Genomic DNA, 19,544 nt, shown 5'->3' with positions numbered 1-19,544 from the left:
TTCTCAAAACTTAGATCCAACCTATTCAGCTAAACCCTTGTTTTTCAACAAGTTTTAATCAACATCACCGCCGATGGATGTGCATTCTACATTATTTCATATCCAATGCAACCATGTTTTTTAAATATTTAAAAAAAATATGATTAACTGAATATTTATTGTTCAATTTACGTGATTTTTATGCTTTTTTAGCTATTTTTTAAGCGTGCATGGCACAATACTTGCAAAATTATCCATTAATTTTTCATCTTTATTAATTTCTTGCCACTTTAAACTACGGCAATCTATATATTCACAATACCCAGATTGCCCCTCTTCTTGAATTCCGTCAATCTGCACCTCATAACTAAAACTACCGACATAACCTGCGGCAACACCGAATTTAAAATCTCCACGACTTTCACCTTTCACGATTATTTTTCTTTTTTTATTTTCAAATGACCATTCAAATACGCGCGCTAAATACATCTCATGCCCATTAGGGGTTTTTACTTTAGGGTATACACGATGGACTTTGAAATAAACATCATCAAACATTTCAGATGTCTGAGCTTTTAAATCTCTTAAATACATCCTTGATTGCACAATTTGATTTAAACCATTACGTATATGAGCAAGAAGTAACTGCCTTTGATCAATCAAATTAATAATCTGATAGGTAAAAAAGTGAAGTGGTAGATAAGGAATATTGATCGCTCTGGCAAATTCAAATGACCCTAACTGGTCAATTTTATATGTTTGTTCTTTATAGGTTACTGTTCCTTTGCATTGACACATTAATGACCAGTGATCAAATAAACCTAATTTTAGTTTAGTAAAGTGCGAAATAATTGGTTGAGCTTGAATATTCAGATCAACGGAAAGTTCATTGTCCTTTCTTATTAATTTGAAGTTTGGGATTGAGCCTTCTAGTTGTTCTCTTTGTCCAAATACAAATTTATTCTCTTTAATCTCGCAATCATTGATGATTGAATAACCATGAAAATGTCCAACCATATGTGGACTAATGCTCGTAATGAGTGAAACAGTATCCAAGGCTTTTGTTTTAATTGCATAATCATTACGCAGCATTGGAACATTCGGCTGTCCGATAATGGTTAAAAAATTAAAATAATGAAGTGGAGATGGTAATCCTGGAATCATCAATCCTTGATGGATAATTTTATAGATTCCTCGTGGACCGTGATAATCCAACCGAAGAGGAAAAGGAGCCTGATTCAGCTGTTTTGAATCGTCCGCTAAACTCATCAACAACTGCATATCAAACTCCTTTTTTATTTATCTTGTTTTTTCTCGAGCCAAAAATGTAGTGATGAAACCTGAAAGTGCATAAATAATCGAAAGCACTAAAATACCGACAGGAATATTGTACGTAATCGCAGCAAAGATAAACACAACAATAGGCAAGACTGCAAACGGCACACGTTTACGATCTACGGTTTTAAACGAATAGTATTTAATATTCGAAATCATCAGCAAGCCAACTGCAATAATAATGACTGCATTTATCGTCTGAATCATTGGATCAGATAGGACAAAAATTTCAGGGAAATCACGCCCCACCCAAACCAAAGAAATGATCATTACTGCGGCTAGAGGACTAGCTACACCAATAAAATAGCGTTTATCAACCACACCTATTTGCACATTGAAACGTGCCAATCGGAATGCAGCACAAGCAGTATAGACAAAACATGCAGCCAAACCGATTCGACCTAGATCATGGAGGCTCCAGCTATACATCAAAATTGCAGGCGCAACACCAAATGCCAACATATCTGATAATGAATCAAACTGCTCACCAAAAGGGCTTTGCGCTCCAATTGCTCGTGCGACCCGACCGTCTAAACCATCAAATAAAGCAGCGATAAAAATGGCATAAATGGCTTGTGTGAATTCGCCATTCATACTTGCAATAATTGAGTAAAACCCTGACAACAATGCCGCAGTAGTAATCAGATTTGGCCACAGATAAATCCCACGACGCTTAACCTTTTGCCCTTCTTGCGTATGTTCCTCTTCTTCAACTTCGAAAGTAATACCATCAAAGCCCGGAACATTTCTTGGAGAAGATTCAGTTTCAGGTTTATTTATATTTGTCATTGTCATTCGTCCTAACTGTAGCCTTATCTCTCAATATTCTTATTCGCCGACCAACCAACGAACGGCAGCATGACCACCATTTTCACTCATTCTTAAGTGCGGAAAAAGCCATTGCAATGCTTCATCTGCATCTTCAGAAAACTTCCAAGGTGGATTAATCACTAATAAACCACAACCGTTTAATCCTACAGGTGTATCGTCTGGCCATACACATACTTCACAAACCAATTGACGGCGAATACCAGTCTTAATCATTTTTTTCTCAAAACGATCAATCATTGCGCGGTCTTTAATTGGGTACCAAATTGCAAATATGCCTGTAGGCCATTTCTTATATGCCGTAGCGATGAGTTCAACCAACTGCGGAAAATCCTTTCGCTCCACCTCATATGGTGGATCAATCATGACCAATCCACGTTTTTCTTTAGGAGGAATCACACCGAGCAAACCTTCATAAGCATCACGCTCATGCAAACCTGCCCGACGATCACGCACATTCATGTAAAGTTGCTGAAATACATCTCGTTGCATCTCAAAAATTGTTGCTTTATCTGTTTCGCGCATTCCTTCCAAAGCGAACCATGGCGAACCCGGATAAGCGCCTTTTCCGGCACCTGCACGCATATCTTCTACAACTTTAAGATATTGCTTAACACCTTCAGGGGCATTACGCTTAATTGAGTCATCGAGTTTAACTAAACGGTGAATACCATTTAAAAACTCTCCCGACTTCTGTGCTGCAGACGTTGATAAATCGTATTTACCTGCACCACCATGTGTATCAATGTAACGATACGGCTTATCTTTTTGATTAAGACGTGACAAAATCTGAAGCAACAATACATGCTTCATGACATCGGCAAAGTTTCCAGCATGGAAATGGTGACGGTAATTCATGTTTCAATTATTCCTAAGATCAACAATCATTTTAACATGAAAAAGTGTTTCATTCAGAATCGATTATTACTCTAAAATAGCTGACCTTTTTTTTATACAGTAAATAGCGAGATAAATATGGAAGCAGTTGTCATCCCAGGGGATTGGAATGTTGATCAAATCCTTGATGATTTAGATCAACATGGCTTCAGTATCATCGATCATGCATACCCACCAAGCTATTTAAAAAACGTTGTAAATGAATGCCAAATCCATCTTGATGATTTTCGAAATGCAGCAATTCAAAATGGCATTGTCAGCACAATCCGCAGCGATCACATTTTGTGGTTAGATCCAAAACTATCAATTTCCCATCAACACATAAAAACCTTAGATTTACTCTCTCAGGAATTAAATCGTGCATTTTATTTAGGCATTCAAGAAGTCGAAGCCCACTTCGCTTGTTATAATCCTGGTGATTTCTATGCTTTACATCGAGACAACCCTCAAGGCAAAAATGGTCGTGTGATGTCGACAGTTTTTTATCTGCATGAGGAATGGCATCAGCATTGGGGTGGTCAACTAAAGCTACAAGATAAGAATAATCAGTGGCATATTATTGAACCCAAACCTAATCGCATCGCTCTATTTCAAAGCGATTTATTACATGAAGTTCTTGTTGCACACCACCAACGTCTTTCGATTACAGCTTGGTTAAGGACCGCACGAACTTTAATTTAGCGCTTTATTTTTTCGAAGTTGCCTCCATATAGGTTTTAAACCTGATGAGGACTCATCCATGCAATCAAATACCAAGCTAATTATTCAACGCATTGGTGAAACAGACCAACTTTACTTACAAAAAAATACGCCTGAGCTTGCCTTTGAACGTGCCGAATTGCGTTTAGAGCTGGTCAGTATGAGTAAGCTTCGTCAGGAACAAATTCATTTTCTTCAAGAAGCGATTGTTCTTCTTGAACAAGGTCGAGTAGATTTCGAAGAAATGCCAATGCGTTTGTATATTAATCTTACCCTGATGTTAGCTAGAGCCTACATGATGTATTTTGAGATTACTCAAGATGAAAAATTTGCGATCATCACTCAGCAAATTTTAAAATCATTAACATCGACCAATCATAGTGATGTTTATTTTAATCTGGCTTATGCTTGCGCTTCTCGTAAAGAGTCAGCACTTACACGCCATTGGCTAAATAAATATTTTAAAACTATTGATCATGATTTAGAGGTGATAAGAACTCACCCTGCTTTCAAACAATTTCATGACCAAGAGTGGTTTATCCAGTTAACCAAACCTAAGATGCATTAAAAAAAGCCCCATGAAAGGGGCTTTTTTAGGCCATTTTTAATTTATATGCATCCATATGTAACTGTTGATTAAGTTCATCTATCCATATTGCCCAATCATCATCTTGTACTAAATGACTAATTAAGAAGTCGCGCTGACCTTTATTCCAAAATGGTGCATCATGTAAATTTTGTTGAGCGGAAAGCTGATGTGTACGGATATAGAGTTCAATTGCCGCTGGACTATTTGCCAACCCCAATTGAGAAAACAATAACGCTAAGGAAGGTTTATGTTCCATCAAGAGACTCCCCTTATCAGATTTTAATAAAATTATTATTTAAATAACTTATAAGAAATCCATGAAAAAACCCAGCTTTTGGTCTGGGTTTATTGTTTCAATTTGTGATTATATTTTCATCACTTTGTATCGTTTGTGAGCTGCTCACTCAATTGGTCAATGACAATGGCCCATTCATTATCTTTTTTCCAATGACTAATAATAAAATCGCGTTGCGATGGGTTCCAAAAATCAGCTTCATGCATCGGCGTATTGGGATCAAGCCGATGTGTCTGTATAAATTGATCAATCCCTTCAGGTGAGCTATCTAAGCCCAATTGCTCAAAAAGTAATTCTTGATTTACTTCCATATCCAACATGGATTGCTCCTTGAATTTTCATGATTTTGTTCAAGATAACATGTCAATACAAAGTTCTATGTAGAAGGATTTCTTAAGCATTGTTAAGTTTTGTGCATTAAAAAAGCACTCCGAATGGAGTGCTTTTTTAATTTAGTTGAGAACTAAATTATTTAACCATGTCAGCAATCGCTGCACGTTCTTCTTCTAACTCATTAAGCGTGAAGTTGATACGCTCACGGCTGAATTCGTCAATTTCAAGACCTTGAACGATTTTGTACTCGCCATTTTCACAAGTTACAGGGAAACCGAACATTACGCCTTCAGGGATACCGTAAGAACCATCAGAAGGAATACCCATAGTTACCCATTCGCCGTTTGTGCCAAGAGCCCAATCGCGCATATGGTCGATTGCAGCGTTTGCAGCAGAAGCAGCAGAAGAAAGACCACGCGCTTCGATGATCGCAGCACCACGCTTACCAACAGTTGGAAGGAATACGTCTTTATTCCATGCAGCATCGTTGATTTTGTCTTTTAAGCTTTCGCCGTTTACGTTAGCAAAACGGTAGTCAGCATACATTGTTGGAGAGTGGTTACCCCAAACTGTCATGTTTTTGATGTCAGAAACTGCAACACCAGCTTTTTGAGCAAGTTGAGTTAACGCACGGTTGTGGTCAAGACGTAACATTGCTGTGAAGTTTTTCGCTGGAAGATCTGGAGCAGATTTCATTGCGATATAAGCATTCGTGTTAGCAGGGTTACCTACAACAAGAACTTTAACGTCACGGCTAGCAACTTCGTTAAGCGCTTGACCTTGACCGATGAAGATTTCACCGTTGACTTTAAGAAGGTCAGCACGTTCCATACCAGGACCACGTGGACGTGAACCAACAAGAAGCGCGTAGTCAGCATCTTTGAATGCAACTTTAGGATCATCAGTACCGATCATGCCAGCCAATAATGGGAAAGCACAGTCGTCAAGTTCCATCATCACGCCTTTAAGCGCTTGTTGAGCTTTCTCAACAGGAATTTCTAATAATTGAAGAATAACTGGTTGGTCTTTACCCAACATTTCACCGCTAGCGATACGGAATAAAAGGCTGTAACCAATTTGACCAGCAGCGCCAGTAACGGCAACGCGAACAGGTTGCTTCATGTAATTATCTCCAGTTGAGAGGATAGTCAATGCGATTAAATAGCTGTTCTATCTAATCTTAATAATCATAAACGGCGAAGATTGTACTCCAATACTTTGACAGATGCATTGAAAAGAGAATGAATTTCAACAAAAGTCTGATAGGAAATATAAATTAACTTCGCGGAAATAAATTAGTAGGCGCCCTCTATGTCAAATCTATTTGGGCAGGTCGAGACAATATCAGACGCACATGACTTGAATTGACCATTCGTGCGATAACAGATTTCAACCCCCGTTAACACTGGGCGACCATTTAAGCTTTGGCATTGAAATTCAATACCTTGGCTGGGTAATTTTGGGTTGAGTTTGATGAATTGTGATCGTAATGTCGCCATAGAGACTGTTTTACGATCCACTCCTGTTAAGGAATCAGGAACTTTTAATTGGTCTGCATGATTAATAATGGTACGAAAATACTGACTGGCATTCATTGGAACGCAACCACCATAGTTGGCCCATAACCTAATTCTAGCCTGCTCATCAGGCATCACCCTAGCAACAACCCTCTTCTGTAGCGGTGCCAAGGTGGCAGATGAACTCGTTTGGCAATCATGACGACTGGTTTCTGGGATAAGACCCTTTATCGTCAGTGAATATCCTTCTAGGCATTTACGGTGTTTCGCTTTTGTTCGATCTAATGCACAAATGGCAGGTGTCATCTGTACTTGAAGCACATATCCTTGTAAACCTTTCCCGGATGCCATCACATCTGCTGAACACAACAAAGCCCCTACGCTCAAACTACAGAGGAGGTAAGTGTGTTGACGACTAAACAGCAGTTTTGCGTGATTCATCCAAGCTCACAAAAGTAGTTGAAATGCTATTGCGTATTTCTTACTGGAATAGGCGGCATACGACTTTCGATCGCTTGCGGCCCCTGACCAAGCAAAACACCATAATGAGCAGCATTGGTCATAACTTTCTTCACATAGTCACGTGTTTCATGAAGTGGTATAGACTCTGTGTATTGATCCGCCGCAATACTTTTAAACTCTGGTTGCCAACGGCGTGCTCTAGTCAGCCCTGCATTATAGCCAGCCGTAGCTAGAACTGGACTGTTACTCAGCATACCTTGAATCATTGACAGGTAATATGTCCCATAACGAATATTGGTATTCGGATCTGATAATGCAGCAGGATTATACGTTTCACCCATTTTTCGTGCCACATCTTTTGCTGTTGCAGGCATAATTTGCATCAATCCACCAGCACCTACATGTGAACGGGCCGTGGTTACAAAGCGACTTTCTTGACGCATTAAACCATACGCCCACGAAGGATCAATCCCTGCATTTTTACTATGCGTCACCACTAGATTTTGATGTGGTGTCGCATAACGATATGCATAGTTATGACGTTTAAGTGTTCTTTCCGCCGCATAAATAGCACGGTCATACCACCCCATTTCTGTGGCACGTTTTGCCGCAGCCAGTAATAGACCATCATCTTGCTTAAGATAAGCTTGGCGGACAGCCCAATTCCATTCACGGTTTGTGTAAGTTGCTGAAGCATTGATATTGCGTAATGCAAAAGCACGTCTAAAGTGAATATCTTGATCTAAACGTTGAATATCCTGTGCGCTTGGTTGTGCTCGATCATGTGCTTCATTATAACGAATACCTAAATGATCTTTTGCCAACAGATTGTGATAATCATCGCCAGCGGCAGCTAATCGTTGATAAATACTTTTTGCAGCTTGCTTGGAAGCTTGATCTTTGCGATTTTCATACGCTCTCGCCATCCAATATTGCCAGCGATCTTCTTGTTTTTGCGTAACGCTCATACTATCTATGGCGCGCAACACACTTTCCCACTCACCAAATCGAATCGCTTGACGCGCGTAAATTTCAGCCTCTTCTGGTGTAAAAGGCACGCCATAACTGTAATCAAAGTTCTTCAGCACTTCAGGATTAAAATTATTTTTCATCACTGTCGTGCCTCCAATATACGCCACCGTGCGGTACATATACTTTTGAACATCTGCAGGAACACCTTGCACGACACGAGGAAGATTTTGAAGCGCCGTGTTCAAGTCAGCATCTGCAGCACGACCTAAAGCAAACACCAAATAAGCATAATCTACTGTTGTTCCTTTGGTCGCAGACCATAAATAATTCAAAGGATCTGCCTGAATTTGATTTAATTGTGCTAATGACAAGTTTAAACCCAGAGTTTGTGCTGTTGCGATCGCTGGACCAGACTGGCCCGCTCTAAGTTGCGCAAACAAGCGCTGTTGACGATCAGTGGTGGTGAGTAAGGGACTACTTAGCATTAAGCGACCTAAACCATTACACGATTCGGGCTGCGACTCTGTTGTAAGCCAGACATCTTTGTATTCCGCGTACGCCAATGTATCGCCATTTTTTGCTCGTACTTGCGCAGCCGCACAGCTTTCAGCTTGATCAGGATTGGTGACATAAGGTAAAACAGGTTGAGCTGTCTTGAAATCTGCTTGTTTTACCTTTTCTTCGACATAATCAGCAGCTAATTTTTCAGCCATTGCAGATTGAGGATAGCGCTGTGCAAAGCTGATAATATTCGTTGCAGGTTGGAAGCCTAAATTATTATTCAACATCCAATATTCTGGATAATATCCAAGCGCATCATTTTGCATTGCAGAACGATAATATTCGAGCTGAGCTGTATTACCCGAGTTCGCAAATTTAATCGCTTCATTAAATTGCTCTTCAGCCGCATGAGCAACGGGCAAACAACCTAGTGTTATCAGCCCCATTAAATATTTTTTTAACTGTTTTTGCTTCACTGCTTTTTTTGACACGCTTCTCTTCTCAACTTTAACTCGTCGCTACATTTGGACATGCTTTTTTGCATGATCAACTCTTTTGCAGCGCTTGGCAATTTTAAAATGTATTTTAAATACTCTAATGATCAAGTACTGTTCTGTTATGTAAAGCGCTGATTAACCACTATTATTTTAAAGTATTTTTACTGTAAATCCATAAACTTGATCTGATTTATATATTTGTTCAACCCGTAGTACAAATACTGTAAAATAGCTCGCTTTTATCGAGTGTGGGATTCCCCCATACTTCACCGGAACATATTTATCCCTTTTTATAGGATAGGAGCCTTCATGACGGTTCAAACCTTCATTCCGAATAGTGCCCCAGCTGCCTCAGAAAACACTGTTACCCAGCCACAGCACACCCCAGCCATCGATGGTGCAGTCAAAAAACTGTATATCGAAACGCAAGGGTGTCAGATGAATGAGTATGACAGTCATCGTATGGCCGACTTGCTAGGTGATTCACACGGTTATGTATTAACAACAGACCCTGCTGATGCAGATATTCTTTTAATGAATACCTGTTCAATTCGTGAAAAAGCGCAAGAAAAAGTATTTTCAGAATTAGGTCGCTGGCGCAAGCTGAAAGAAAAAAATCCTGATTTGGTGATTGGTGTAGGTGGATGTGTTGCATCTCAAGAAGGTGACAATATCCAAAAACGTGCACCTTATGTCGACATGGTATTTGGTCCACAAACACTTCACCGTTTGCCACAAATGCTTGATCAGCATACGGATCAAATTGAAAAGCCGAAAAAAGAGAAAATCAAACTGGTAGACATCTCATTTCCAGATATCGAAAAGTTCGACTTCTTACCTGAACCTCGCGTTGAAGGTTATAAAGCTTTCGTATCGATTATGGAAGGCTGTTCAAAATACTGTTCATTCTGCGTGGTGCCATACACTCGTGGTGAGGAAGTCTCTCGTCCCCTAGATGATGTACTTGCTGAAATTGCTGGTCTTGCGGAAAAGGGCGTACGTGAGGTTTCTTTACTCGGTCAAAACGTAAATGGTTACCGCGGAGAAACATTCGAAGGTGAAATCTGTACGTTTGCTGATCTTCTTCGTCTAGTGGCGGAAATTCCAGGCATTGGTCGTATTCGCTATACGACATCTCATCCATTAGAATTCAATGATGACCTTATCCAATGCTATCGTGACCTACCACAGATGGTTTCTCACCTTCATTTACCAGTTCAAAGTGGTTCAAATGATGTATTGAAGGCGATGAAGCGTAACCACACGATTGACGTTTATATCGATAAGATTGCTAAATTACGCCAGGTACGCCCTGATATGCATTTGTCTTCAGACTTTATTATTGGCTTCCCTGGTGAAACTGATGCTAACTTTGAAGAGACATATCAATTTATTCAAGACTTAGATTTTGATCATTCTTATAGTTTCATCTACTCGAAACGTCCTGGTACACCAGCATCAGAGCTGGAAGATTTAACACCTGAAGATGTTAAAAAAGAGCGCTTGGCTAAAGTTCAACAATGGATTAAGCAGTCAAGTATCCAAAAAACTGATGCTATGCTTGGTACTGTCCAACGTGTGCTCATTGAGAGCGTTTCAAAGCACGATCCAAACTTATTGGTAGGAACCGCAGACAATACACGTTTAGTAACATTTATTGGTGATGCCTCTTGGCTTGGACGCTTTGCAGAGATTGAGATTACAGAGATTAAAACCTTGAATTTAGTTTACGGTGAACTCTTGAATCTTGAACCTGACGTGGCGTAATGTAGAGGTATAGATTAATAGACTCTAAAGGAAATCTCTTGACTGCAGCGATTCGACGTACAGTGGCTTTTCCCGGTGTTTCAATGGACCGTTTACAAACCATGCTTGGCGCGTACAACGGTCATATGAAACAAATTGAACAACGTTTAGATGTAAAAATCAGTCAGCGTGGTGATAGTTTTTTTATTGACGGTGGAATTGATGAAGTCGAGAGAGTTGAAAGCTTACTTCAGCGCTTATACGCCGAAGCTGAAGTTTCTCAACAAATCAGCTCTGATTTGATTCATTTAATGATTCAAGGCAGCCAGACTGATCATGAATTACAATTGGATCCTAATCAAGAACACACAGGACTTGACGAAGTCTGGCTCCAAACTCGCAAGGGCCGCATTAATCCGCGGGGGGCCAACCAAAAACGCTATGTACAACGTATTCTTCAAAGTGATATTTCTTTCGGGATTGGTCCAGCGGGTACAGGTAAGACCTATTTGGCTGTAGCTGCTGCCGTTGATATGCTTGAACGCAATGAAATTCAACGCATTCTTTTAGTTCGCCCTGCTGTGGAAGCTGGTGAAAAACTTGGCTTCTTGCCAGGTGACTTATCACAAAAAATTGATCCTTATTTACGCCCACTCTATGATGCCCTGTATGAAATGCTTGGCTTTGAAAAAGTGGCAAAATTAATTGAGCGTCAAATTATTGAAGTAGCCCCACTTGCATATATGCGTGGTCGTACACTCAATCACTCCTTTGTCATTTTAGATGAAGCTCAAAATACAACGCCAGAACAGATGAAAATGTTCTTAACTCGTCTTGGTTTTGGTTCGCGTGCAGTCATTACCGGTGACATTACTCAAGTGGATTTACCACGTGGACAACAGTCTGGTTTGGCACATTCATTACGTGTGCTTGAAAAGATTAAAGAAATCCATATCACACGTTTTCACTCACGTGATGTTGTAAGACATCAGCTTGTACAAAAAATTGTAGAAGCATACGAAGGTTGGGACAGTGAACAACATCGTTTAACTGCTGAAGCACGTGCGGAACGTAAAGCGCGTCAAGAAGCACTCATATCAGAAAATGATTCTGCTGCTGATGCTCAGCATCAAGATGCAGAGTAATTTAAATCTAATCACGCTCAAGGCAAGATTTTGAAACTCAGTCTCTCATTACAACAATCGTTTGAAGCATCAAGCTTGGTGCTCAAACGTGCGTATGTTAAAAAAATTATTGAAACCACCCTTCGTCATATTGATACACAAAGCGATTGTGAAATTGGTATAGCTTGCGTAGATGTCGAAGAAAGTCACAAACTTAACCTTGAATATCGTGGTAAAGATAAGCCAACCAATGTTTTATCTTTTCCAAGCGACTTACCAGATGAAATGGCTGAAATTCTAGACAGTTTCCCTATCGGAGATCTGGTGATTTGTATTCCCGTTGTGCTTCGAGAAGCAGAAGAACAATTTAAAGCACCATTAACACATTTCACTCATATGTTGGTTCACGGTACTTTACATCTGATGGGCTATGATCATGAAACTTCTGAACAAGATGCTGAGGAAATGGAAGCAATTGAGATTGAGATTTTACAAAAACTAGGTTTTGAAAACCCTTACTTGCTTTTGGATGACGAATAACACTCCTCAATGACTTCGGTCTATGCTTCCCGTTATTCGGGAAGCAAATTAAAATAATAAATGAGTATTCAAAAATGAACTTCGTTGTCATCTTCAAAGCTAAAATAAAAAATATTGATGATGAATATGTAATATTGGCTAGCCAAATGCGGCATAAAGCGATGCATGATTACAATTGTACAAAGTTTGAAAGCTATCAAGAGAAGGATAATGAAGTCAGTCTTTCTTATTGGAGTCGGTTAGAAGATATTCAAGCTTGGCATCAAGACACCCAACATCTTTATGCCCAACAAAAAGGTCGCCTATCATGGTATGACACGTATTCGATTGAGGTCTGTCAGATTCAGCGCGCTTATCAATCTGAGTAAATCGAGTTGATCTTTATATTGATGACATATTTTAGACAAATGAGTTAAATATTGAGCAAGTTCTTCAGATAAAATAAGATAAAGTCATGCGAAACCAATAGATTAAACTTAAATAACGCCTGACCATCAAAACCATAATAAACGTCTTTGTAAACATTACATCGCAATTGGATAAGCTGTTATCCTTCGGCAGTAATCACCTACAAGATATACACTAGCTGACATCTCACAAGATTTAGAGGTAATGGAACTTCACTTATGCCAACGATTATTTCAAATATCGCGAACAAATTTCGTAAAGTCTATCAAAAGGCTGAAGGGTTTATTGAAGAAGAACGTGAATTTCCTGTCTCTCAAGTTTTTTTAAATGCGACTTTCAAGCGCTTTGTGACCGACAATGTCAGCATCCTTGAAGACTTACATGCTGATTTACACGACGATTGGCTTCGACTCTATGCCACTTTGAATGTGAAAGGGCTTTATACCATTCTCTCTGTAGATTTAAAGCTGATTCAAATGGAATTGAATAAAGATGTACAACTGATTGTATTTGAACAAATTAGTGAAACCGAAGTCATTGAAGCAAAATTTCAAACCTTTTGGATGAAAATTGCATTCCGCTCTGCCCTATTTTTCTATCAAAAAATTCTTCGTAAAGATCCACTTGGCATGATTTTAGAGCGGTTTAATGTCATTAAAGTCAAAGACGATCTCTTACATCTCGATTTAAATCAGTGGCTCGGAAAAAATCGCTCGATCATTGAAACATTGGGCAAAGTACACGTCAACCATGCAGAACTTCGTGAAACAGAATTGGTGGTGATTGGTAATGTAAATTTGATGGCTTTATTCAGCAAAATGAATACTGATCGATTCAAATCGAAATCTGATGAAGTGGAAAGTGATCACATTACACCAATTAAACAAAAGGACGACTAGAGCGCAGCGTTTTGATGTCGTCATAAAGCTTAAGCTACAGAAAAATACATTTTCACTGTGATTATTGATTATTTCTCCTTATTTATCAGAGATAATAAAACTTCAAGTGATCCTTCGATACGAAGGTAAAGGAAAATATTTATGGCATTTAAATCGTTTAAAACTTTGAGTGTGATTGCAAGTGTAGGTACAGCCGTGCTTTTCACAGGCTATTCAAGTCAAGCGCTTGCCATGACGCCCTTCCAAGCCTCTTATCAGTTTGCATACAATGGTAAAAACTTGGGGTCAGCAACACGAACCTTGAAAAAATCAGGTAACACATGGAATTACGTTTTTGCAGCTAAAGCAGGTGGTATTGCTTCAGCGACTGAAACCAGTAACTTCACATTCAACAATAATCAGATTCAATCATCCAATTTCAGTCGCACCAGTAAAATTTTGGTTCATAACAATACAATGAGCATTAAATTTAATCCAAGTGCCAAAACCATTAACACCACCAAAGATAAAGAGCAACGTTCATTTGCTTGGAAATCTGGTGTACTGGATGAGTTAAATGCAGAATTGCAAATTCGTGAAGACTTAAAAAATAACGGTTTAAAATCGCAATATTGGATTGCAGATGCTAAAGAAGTTGAATCACGTCGTTTCGTCAAACAAGGCACTGAAAAAGTAGAAACCAAGTACGGTACGTTTGATACCATCAAAGTAGTGATGAAACATGATAAACCAGGTCGTGAAACGATTTTTTGGCTGTCTCCGAAATTGGACTATCTACCAGTGAAAGTCACACACCAAGATAAGAAATCTTCATACGGGCTCTTACTGACAGGGTATAACGGTCCACAAAATTAAGGCATTTTTTACTTGCTTTTTTGCAGATGCTTTTTAAAATACGTCTTTGCTTAAAAAGGCACCTGCCCTAGAGGATTCTCCCGTGTACGCACTAGAACAGAAAATCTTAAACGAAGGTATCGTTCTATCTGATCAGGTTTTAAAAGTTGATTCTTTTCTAAACCACCAAATCGACCCAGTGATGATGCAACAAATTGGTCAAGAATTTGCTCGTCTATTCAAAGATGCAGGCATCACCAAAATCATCACAATTGAAGCTTCAGGTATCGCACCTGCTGTGATGGCTGGCTTGGAACTTGGTGTACCGGTAATTTTTGCACGTAAGTATCAATCTTTAACTTTAAAAGATGATTTATATCGTTCAAAAGTATTCTCTTTTACAAAGCAAGTAGAAAGCACAATTGCTATTTCTAAGAAGCACATTGCAGCAACAGATAAGGTTCTTGTGATCGATGACTTTCTTGCGAATGGACAAGCAGCTTTAGGTTTAGCTGATTTGATTCACCAAGCTGAAGCTGAGGTTGTCGGGATTGGTATCGTGATTGAAAAGTCGTTCCAACCTGGCCGTGATCTTTTACTTGAAAAAGGTTACCGAGTTGAATCACTTGCTCGTGTTGAATCACTTGCAAATGGGACAGTGACTTTTGTTCAAGAATAATGTTGAACAGTAAAAAAGCGCCTAACGGCGCTTTTTTTATTTTAATGTGGCAGGATCAAGTTGAATACCCAATTTTGTACCACCAAGATGCTTTTGAATATAATCATCAACGTAAGGCTGATGGTAAAGATTTGAAAGTTTTTGAAATTGTGGATCATTCAATCGATCTTTACGCACTGCCAGTATATTGACATTTTCTAAAGCTTTATCAGTAACCTCTTCTTTAAATATCGCATTTGTTATTACATTTAGTCCACTTTCTAGAGCAATAGTATTTCCAATTGCAGCTAAATCCACCTCAGACAAGACACGTGGGAGTTGCGCACCTTTGACCAATTTAAATTGGAGTGATTTCGGATTTGACTGGATACTTTCAAGAGTTCCAGAAATCGTATTAAAATCTGGCTTAAGTTGAATCAACTGAGCACGTTCTAATAGTCTTAATGCACGTGCTGTATTCGCCACATCATTTGGAATTGCAATTAAGGCCCGATCAGGCAAAGCAGTTAGTGACTTGTAGTTTTGAGAATATAAACCCATAGGCTCTAAATAAGTGGTCGCCAAGACAGCAAGCTTATGATGATTCAAGTCATTAAATTCTTTGAAATACGCCCAAGATTGAAATGCATTTACATCAATTTCACCATCGAGCAAAGCTTGATTCAAAGCCACACCGTCATTAATTTCTTTCACCTCAATGTCAACATTTGCTGCTTTCGCCTGATCAGAATCCGCGATATGTCTCCAAATATCAACATCCGATCCATGTGATCCAATCACGATTGTTTGTTGTGTTTGCTTTGTTTTTTGAGGTTCAGGTTGAGCACTACATGCACTGATAATGAGAATTGCAAAAATAATAAATAAAAATTGGGCGTATTTTGACTTCATGATTTACTCGATATTGTTGTTGATTGTTTGAGTTGTTTAAATTGCGCTGGATAATATTTTTCAGTAACGTCTAAATGAGATCTAAGTCGACCTTTGATACAGTTTTCTCCCACATTTCTCAGTAAAGGATTCAGTGGATCTGTCTCTGGTCCTTGTGCAAGTGCTTTTAAATCATTTGCAAGATTTAAAAGCGGAATTTCACCAGCAAATAAATTTGGAGAAAGAAAATAAGCAACCGAGTACCGTTCTGCATTGGTTGGAGATATGACTCGATGTTGATTCGCAATCAAATATCCATTTGTGGCAAGCTCTAAAACCTCACCGATATTGACGACAAATGCGTGTTCAACAAATGGTACTTCAATCCATTTGCCTTGACTTAAGACCTGAAGTCCTCCGATCTGGTCTTGTAAAAGTAAAGTTAAAATATTGGAGTCTTTATGAGGGCCTACACCCTGATGATTCATTTGATCAATTGGGGGATAATGAATCAGCTTGAGTAGTTCATGTGGACTGCCTGTAATCAATTGATCAAGTGCTGTGTCCTGCTGCCCCAATGAAAGCAACAAGGCTTTTAATAATTTAATTGCAACTTGTCTGAGATCTCGTTGCCATGCGGTGACTACGCGTTGAAACTCAGGCCAATTCGAAGGCCACTGATTTGGTCCCTGTAAACGTCTCCATGTCGGTCCAGTTTCAGGTTCTAATGCTGCCAGCTCAAAACCAATGTCTATTTGTTCTCTAAAATCAGGTTGCAGACGTGTAACTTCGGCATTTACTCGACTATACCCTCGAAAATGCGGGGAATGAATCATAGCGATTTCATCTTTTTGTTCTTGTGGCAGCGAAAAAAACTGTCGAGTAATACGCTGAATCTCCAAAATTTTTTCAGCTGAAATGCCATGACCTGTCAAATAAAAAAAACCAATATCCTTGGCGATATGTGCAAGTCGTTGCAGAAAATCTGCTTGCGTTGATGATTGATCAAATTGACTTAAATTTAGAATAGGAAGTGCTGTTAAGCTTTGTTGTAATGGTTGATTCATGATGCACTCATCTTTCTAATACTTCATTGTATTAATGACTGAAAGATGAATGCTTTTGAAATCATTTAAATTGGATACTTATGCGTCTATAAAAATATGATTCGCGTTCAATCACTTACTCTTGCCCAGTCCACACATGATCTTTTAAAAACACCGCATTCGGAATGAGTTTGAGTCGATAAAACAAATCTGCAATTTTTTGTTGCGCCGTGACTGTATCTGTATCGACCAGTTTGGCATAAGCAGGAATATTTCTTTTTTCTAAAACCAGTTTGGTAATATTTTCGTCCAAGCTTGTACTTTGCGCCAAAATTTTTGCGGCTTGATCTGGGTGTTGATTGATCCAATCATCTACTTGATTTAATGTTTGCACAAATCTTTGGGCTTCAACCGCATGTTGTTTTAAAAATTTTGGAGAAGACAAATAGAAGCTATACGCTAATGGCAAAGCTTTTGAATCAATAAGAACACGTGTATCACCTTTAAGCGAAGCAGCACTTGCATAAGGATCCCAAATCGCCCAAGCATCGAGTGATTTTTTATCAATAGCAGCTCGGGCATCTGCAGGCGTTAACCAGACGGGTTGAATATCAGACCAGCTCAATTGAGCTTGATCTAATATTTGTGAGAGAAAGTAATGCGCACTTGAACCTTGTGTAACACCAATGCGCTTACCTTTTAGATCCTTTAAGCTTTGAATCGTACTGTCTTTGGGTAAGAGCAAGCTATGTGAGTTTTTAGATCCATTTTCATAAGCTAAATATTGAATTGGTTTACCTGCAGAAAGTGCGAAAATTACAGGTGTATCCCCTGTATACCCCACATCAATAGCACCGACATTTAATGCTTCTAGTGTTTGAGGACCTGCCGGGAATTCTTTCCATTGAATTTTCACACCAGGGAATGCCTGCTCAAAAGTTTTATTTTGTTTTGCAACGATGAATTTAAGCGCCGCTTTTTGATAGCCAATATTCAAGGTTGTTAACTTTTCTTTTGATTCATCTTGCCCCTTAAGCTCAGTAGGCTTTTCTTTTGAGCATGCAATAAGGCTAAAACTCAATGTCACAATGGTGCTTAGTACAAATAATTTTTTCATTGTCTTGGTAATTTTTTGATTGGAATAAAAAAATAAGCCAAACTTCGAAAAAAATTAAATCACTATTTGCGCTTAGTTATTCAGTTCAAGATCTAAGCCATCCTGCTCATAAAATATGGTTTTATCCTTAAAAATTAAATTAATCTATTTTCAAATCAATTTTTTATTTTATCTGCCATTACAGTTTTTCTACATTCGGCCATGTTGCAACTTTAAGCGCAATGCTAGAATCTTTTAAATAAATGGATGTATAGATTAGAGCAATCCTAAATGACTGAAAACTTAGAAATACACTGCCCAAAATGCGGTTCAACTGATATTGAAAAACGCAACCATGAACAATTACTGCAAAAAACAGGTGGTGTTCTTCTTTCCGCAGCGGGTACAACTGCGGGTACTGTGGGTGGTGCTGCATCAGGTGCTTCTATTGGTGCTTCCATTGGTGCTGTTGCGGGGCCTTTAGGTGTAATCATGGGTGGCACAATTGGCACTTTTGTTGGTGCAATCAGTGTGGGTGTGACTGGTGGCTTTTTAGGTCATCGTTTTGGAAAAAAAGCGGGAGAAATCGTCGATAAGAATGTTTTCCTCGATTACCAATGCAAAAAGTGCAAACACCGGTTTGAACAAAAACATATTTCAAAATAAAAGTGAGCGAGAAGCTCACTTTTTTTATGCCTGATAAAATAATCTTTTAAATTATTTCTTTAACATTTGCAACGCCACTTCACCTAATCGTTTCCCTTGCTCGATACACAGTGATTTTTCATCTTGGCTTAGAGATTGATCGTGTCTAGGACCACTGACATGTGTAGCACCATAGGGTGTCCCACCTGATTTTGTATTCGATAAAGCTGGGTTGGCATTGGTTAAACCCAAAATCAACATTCCATGATGAAACAAAGGTGGCAACATAGTCAGTAATGTACTTTCCTGCCCGCCGTGCATAGAGCCCGATGAACCAAATACACAAGCAGGTTTATTATGCAATGCACCATTGAGCCATAAACTCGTTGTTTGATCCCAAAAATATTTCATTTCTGATGCCATATTGCCAAATCGAGTTGGTGATCCTAATGCAAGTCCCGAACAATGTTGAAGATCATCCAAAGTCGCATAAATATCGCCCTCCTCTGGAATACTTGGTGCTGCTTCGGTCACCACTGTTGCCAACTGTGGAACTGTTCTAATTTTCGCAAGCATTCCAGTAGATTCAATTCCTTGAGCAATTAAATGTGCCATTTCCTTGGTTGAACCATATTTGCTGTAATACAAAACTAGAACATATGCTTGCATAAAAAGATCATCCAATGAAAAAAGAAAACTATACGGTATTTTTTTTAAAATTTGGTTAAGCTGTGCAACGAACGTACAGAATTT

The 19,544-nt window shown here is 38.9% G+C and carries 22 protein-coding genes; 10 read left to right on the top strand and 12 right to left on the bottom strand.

Annotation, left to right across the window (positions count from 1 at the left end):
• Window positions 1-192: 192 nt before the first annotated feature.
• The 3 genes from AC1M9B_RS12735 to AC1M9B_RS12725 are packed head-to-tail and all read right to left on the bottom strand — an operon-like array spanning window position 193 to window position 3,000.
• Complete coding sequence (locus AC1M9B_RS12735; protein WP_481609217.1) at window positions 193-1,260, bottom strand: DUF6670 family protein; 1,068 nt, start codon at window positions 1,258-1,260, stop codon at window positions 193-195.
• An 18-nt stretch (window positions 1,261-1,278) separates the two neighbouring features.
• Window positions 1,279-2,103: a CDP-diacylglycerol--serine O-phosphatidyltransferase gene (pssA, locus tag AC1M9B_RS12730; protein ID WP_481609216.1), complete on the bottom strand. Its 825-nt coding sequence runs from the start codon at window positions 2,101-2,103 to the stop codon at window positions 1,279-1,281.
• Between the two features lie 39 nt (window positions 2,104-2,142).
• Window positions 2,143-3,000, bottom strand: coding sequence for a 23S rRNA (adenine(2030)-N(6))-methyltransferase RlmJ (locus AC1M9B_RS12725; protein WP_035269897.1), 858 nt, complete (start codon window positions 2,998-3,000; stop codon window positions 2,143-2,145).
• A gap of 117 nt (window positions 3,001-3,117) precedes the next feature.
• On the opposite strand from AC1M9B_RS12725, the gene AC1M9B_RS12720 reads away from it, so the two are divergent.
• Both AC1M9B_RS12720 and AC1M9B_RS12715 read left to right on the top strand, forming a co-directional pair.
• Window positions 3,118-3,720, top strand: a complete 603-nt coding sequence (locus AC1M9B_RS12720) for a 2OG-Fe(II) oxygenase (protein WP_092768036.1) — start codon at window positions 3,118-3,120, stop codon at window positions 3,718-3,720.
• A gap of 58 nt (window positions 3,721-3,778) precedes the next feature.
• Window positions 3,779-4,306 carry a hypothetical protein gene (locus AC1M9B_RS12715; protein ID WP_035269895.1) on the top strand — a complete coding sequence of 176 codons (528 nt, stop codon included), beginning with the start codon at window positions 3,779-3,781 and terminating at the stop codon, window positions 4,304-4,306.
• A 25-nt stretch (window positions 4,307-4,331) separates the two neighbouring features.
• Here the strand turns inward: AC1M9B_RS12715 and AC1M9B_RS12710 are convergent, their stop codons facing one another.
• The 5 genes from AC1M9B_RS12710 to AC1M9B_RS12690 all read right to left on the bottom strand — a co-directional run bounded on the left by AC1M9B_RS12710 (window position 4,332) and on the right by AC1M9B_RS12690 (window position 8,853).
• Complete coding sequence (locus tag AC1M9B_RS12710) at window positions 4,332-4,583, bottom strand: DUF2789 family protein (RefSeq protein ID WP_035269894.1); 252 nt, start codon at window positions 4,581-4,583, stop codon at window positions 4,332-4,334.
• A gap of 119 nt (window positions 4,584-4,702) precedes the next feature.
• Window positions 4,703-4,942, bottom strand: coding sequence for a DUF2789 family protein (locus AC1M9B_RS12705; RefSeq protein WP_179999322.1), 240 nt, complete (start codon window positions 4,940-4,942; stop codon window positions 4,703-4,705).
• Window positions 4,943-5,090: 148 nt separating this feature from the next.
• Window positions 5,091-6,077 (bottom strand): malate dehydrogenase, encoded by a 987-nt coding sequence (locus AC1M9B_RS12700; protein ID WP_035269892.1) that lies wholly within the window; start codon window positions 6,075-6,077, stop codon window positions 5,091-5,093.
• Between the two features lie 173 nt (window positions 6,078-6,250).
• Window positions 6,251-6,913, bottom strand: a complete 663-nt coding sequence (locus AC1M9B_RS12695) for a ribonuclease T2 family protein (protein ID WP_481596487.1) — start codon at window positions 6,911-6,913, stop codon at window positions 6,251-6,253.
• A 26-nt stretch (window positions 6,914-6,939) separates the two neighbouring features.
• Window positions 6,940-8,853: a lytic transglycosylase domain-containing protein gene (locus tag AC1M9B_RS12690; protein ID WP_481609223.1), complete on the bottom strand. Its 1,914-nt coding sequence runs from the start codon at window positions 8,851-8,853 to the stop codon at window positions 6,940-6,942.
• A 360-nt stretch (window positions 8,854-9,213) separates the two neighbouring features.
• Between AC1M9B_RS12690 and miaB the strand changes: the two genes are divergently transcribed.
• The 7 genes from miaB to AC1M9B_RS12655 all read left to right on the top strand — a co-directional run bounded on the left by miaB (window position 9,214) and on the right by AC1M9B_RS12655 (window position 15,134).
• Window positions 9,214-10,671, top strand: a complete 1,458-nt coding sequence (miaB, locus tag AC1M9B_RS12685) for a tRNA (N6-isopentenyl adenosine(37)-C2)-methylthiotransferase MiaB (protein ID WP_179999317.1) — start codon at window positions 9,214-9,216, stop codon at window positions 10,669-10,671.
• A 38-nt stretch (window positions 10,672-10,709) separates the two neighbouring features.
• Window positions 10,710-11,795: a PhoH family protein gene (locus AC1M9B_RS12680; RefSeq protein WP_092768044.1), complete on the top strand. Its 1,086-nt coding sequence runs from the start codon at window positions 10,710-10,712 to the stop codon at window positions 11,793-11,795.
• A 30-nt stretch (window positions 11,796-11,825) separates the two neighbouring features.
• Complete coding sequence (ybeY, locus tag AC1M9B_RS12675; RefSeq protein ID WP_035269880.1) at window positions 11,826-12,314, top strand: rRNA maturation RNase YbeY; 489 nt, start codon at window positions 11,826-11,828, stop codon at window positions 12,312-12,314.
• A 74-nt stretch (window positions 12,315-12,388) separates the two neighbouring features.
• A complete protein-coding gene (locus tag AC1M9B_RS12670; RefSeq protein ID WP_481596488.1) occupies window positions 12,389-12,682 on the top strand; it encodes an antibiotic biosynthesis monooxygenase family protein in 294 nt (97 codons plus the stop codon).
• Window positions 12,683-12,940: 258 nt separating this feature from the next.
• Complete coding sequence (locus AC1M9B_RS12665; protein ID WP_179999309.1) at window positions 12,941-13,621, top strand: hypothetical protein; 681 nt, start codon at window positions 12,941-12,943, stop codon at window positions 13,619-13,621.
• A 141-nt stretch (window positions 13,622-13,762) separates the two neighbouring features.
• Window positions 13,763-14,476 carry a DUF3108 domain-containing protein gene (locus tag AC1M9B_RS12660; protein ID WP_035265223.1) on the top strand — a complete coding sequence of 238 codons (714 nt, stop codon included), beginning with the start codon at window positions 13,763-13,765 and terminating at the stop codon, window positions 14,474-14,476.
• An 82-nt stretch (window positions 14,477-14,558) separates the two neighbouring features.
• Window positions 14,559-15,134 (top strand): xanthine phosphoribosyltransferase, encoded by a 576-nt coding sequence (locus AC1M9B_RS12655; RefSeq protein ID WP_035265221.1) that lies wholly within the window; start codon window positions 14,559-14,561, stop codon window positions 15,132-15,134.
• A gap of 36 nt (window positions 15,135-15,170) precedes the next feature.
• Here AC1M9B_RS12655 and AC1M9B_RS12650 read toward each other — a convergent pair whose 3' ends face one another.
• From AC1M9B_RS12650 to AC1M9B_RS12640, 3 genes are all read right to left on the bottom strand, one after another.
• A complete protein-coding gene (locus AC1M9B_RS12650; RefSeq protein ID WP_481609215.1) occupies window positions 15,171-16,025 on the bottom strand; it encodes a MetQ/NlpA family ABC transporter substrate-binding protein in 855 nt (284 codons plus the stop codon).
• Window positions 16,022-17,071, bottom strand: a complete 1,050-nt coding sequence (locus tag AC1M9B_RS12645; RefSeq protein ID WP_481586802.1) for an isopenicillin N synthase family dioxygenase — start codon at window positions 17,069-17,071, stop codon at window positions 16,022-16,024. Before AC1M9B_RS12645 ends, AC1M9B_RS12650 begins: the two co-directional genes overlap by 4 nt.
• A gap of 115 nt (window positions 17,072-17,186) precedes the next feature.
• Window positions 17,187-18,167 carry an aliphatic sulfonate ABC transporter substrate-binding protein gene (locus AC1M9B_RS12640; protein WP_481609214.1) on the bottom strand — a complete coding sequence of 327 codons (981 nt, stop codon included), beginning with the start codon at window positions 18,165-18,167 and terminating at the stop codon, window positions 17,187-17,189.
• 270 nt (window positions 18,168-18,437) lie between these two features.
• Between AC1M9B_RS12640 and AC1M9B_RS12635 the strand changes: the two genes are divergently transcribed.
• On the top strand, window positions 18,438-18,812 hold the full coding sequence (locus AC1M9B_RS12635) for a hypothetical protein (RefSeq protein ID WP_035265212.1): 375 nt from the start codon (window positions 18,438-18,440) through the stop codon (window positions 18,810-18,812).
• A 51-nt stretch (window positions 18,813-18,863) separates the two neighbouring features.
• On the opposite strand, the gene wrbA is transcribed toward AC1M9B_RS12635, so the two are convergent.
• Entirely contained in the window at window positions 18,864-19,460 is a 597-nt protein-coding gene (gene wrbA, locus AC1M9B_RS12630; protein WP_035265209.1) for an NAD(P)H:quinone oxidoreductase, read from the bottom strand.
• Window positions 19,461-19,544: the final 84 nt, after the last annotated feature.

Source organism: Acinetobacter sp. ANC_7513 (genome assembly GCF_056779915.1).
The sequence above is the reverse complement of the archived record's forward strand: the minus strand, read 5'-3'. Positions and strand labels throughout refer to the sequence as shown.

What these genes read in the sequence shown, in the direction of transcription:
- AC1M9B_RS12735 (WP_481609217.1), bottom strand. Translation starts at nt 1,260, where the DNA reads ATGCAGTTGTTGATGAGTTTAGCGGACGATTCAAAACAGCTGAATCAG.
- pssA (WP_481609216.1), bottom strand. Translation starts at nt 2,103, where the DNA reads ATGACAAATATAAATAAACCTGAAACTGAATCTTCTCCAAGAAATGTT.
- AC1M9B_RS12725 (WP_035269897.1), bottom strand. Translation starts at nt 3,000, where the DNA reads ATGAATTACCGTCACCATTTCCATGCTGGAAACTTTGCCGATGTCATG.
- AC1M9B_RS12720 (WP_092768036.1), top strand. Translation starts at nt 3,118, where the DNA reads ATGGAAGCAGTTGTCATCCCAGGGGATTGGAATGTTGATCAAATCCTT.
- AC1M9B_RS12715 (WP_035269895.1), top strand. Translation starts at nt 3,779, where the DNA reads ATGCAATCAAATACCAAGCTAATTATTCAACGCATTGGTGAAACAGAC.
- AC1M9B_RS12710 (WP_035269894.1), bottom strand. Translation starts at nt 4,583, where the DNA reads ATGGAACATAAACCTTCCTTAGCGTTATTGTTTTCTCAATTGGGGTTG.
- AC1M9B_RS12705 (WP_179999322.1), bottom strand. Translation starts at nt 4,942, where the DNA reads ATGTTGGATATGGAAGTAAATCAAGAATTACTTTTTGAGCAATTGGGC.
- AC1M9B_RS12700 (WP_035269892.1), bottom strand. Translation starts at nt 6,077, where the DNA reads ATGAAGCAACCTGTTCGCGTTGCCGTTACTGGCGCTGCTGGTCAAATT.
- AC1M9B_RS12695 (WP_481596487.1), bottom strand. Translation starts at nt 6,913, where the DNA reads ATGAATCACGCAAAACTGCTGTTTAGTCGTCAACACACTTACCTCCTC.
- AC1M9B_RS12690 (WP_481609223.1), bottom strand. Translation starts at nt 8,853, where the DNA reads ATGGGGCTGATAACACTAGGTTGTTTGCCCGTTGCTCATGCGGCTGAA.
- miaB (WP_179999317.1), top strand. Translation starts at nt 9,214, where the DNA reads ATGACGGTTCAAACCTTCATTCCGAATAGTGCCCCAGCTGCCTCAGAA.
- AC1M9B_RS12670 (WP_481596488.1), top strand. Translation starts at nt 12,389, where the DNA reads ATGAACTTCGTTGTCATCTTCAAAGCTAAAATAAAAAATATTGATGAT.
- AC1M9B_RS12665 (WP_179999309.1), top strand. Translation starts at nt 12,941, where the DNA reads ATGCCAACGATTATTTCAAATATCGCGAACAAATTTCGTAAAGTCTAT.
- AC1M9B_RS12660 (WP_035265223.1), top strand. Translation starts at nt 13,763, where the DNA reads ATGGCATTTAAATCGTTTAAAACTTTGAGTGTGATTGCAAGTGTAGGT.
- AC1M9B_RS12650 (WP_481609215.1), bottom strand. Translation starts at nt 16,025, where the DNA reads ATGAAGTCAAAATACGCCCAATTTTTATTTATTATTTTTGCAATTCTC.
- AC1M9B_RS12645 (WP_481586802.1), bottom strand. Translation starts at nt 17,071, where the DNA reads ATGAATCAACCATTACAACAAAGCTTAACAGCACTTCCTATTCTAAAT.
- AC1M9B_RS12640 (WP_481609214.1), bottom strand. Translation starts at nt 18,167, where the DNA reads ATGAAAAAATTATTTGTACTAAGCACCATTGTGACATTGAGTTTTAGC.
- AC1M9B_RS12635 (WP_035265212.1), top strand. Translation starts at nt 18,438, where the DNA reads ATGACTGAAAACTTAGAAATACACTGCCCAAAATGCGGTTCAACTGAT.
- wrbA (WP_035265209.1), bottom strand. Translation starts at nt 19,460, where the DNA reads ATGCAAGCATATGTTCTAGTTTTGTATTACAGCAAATATGGTTCAACC.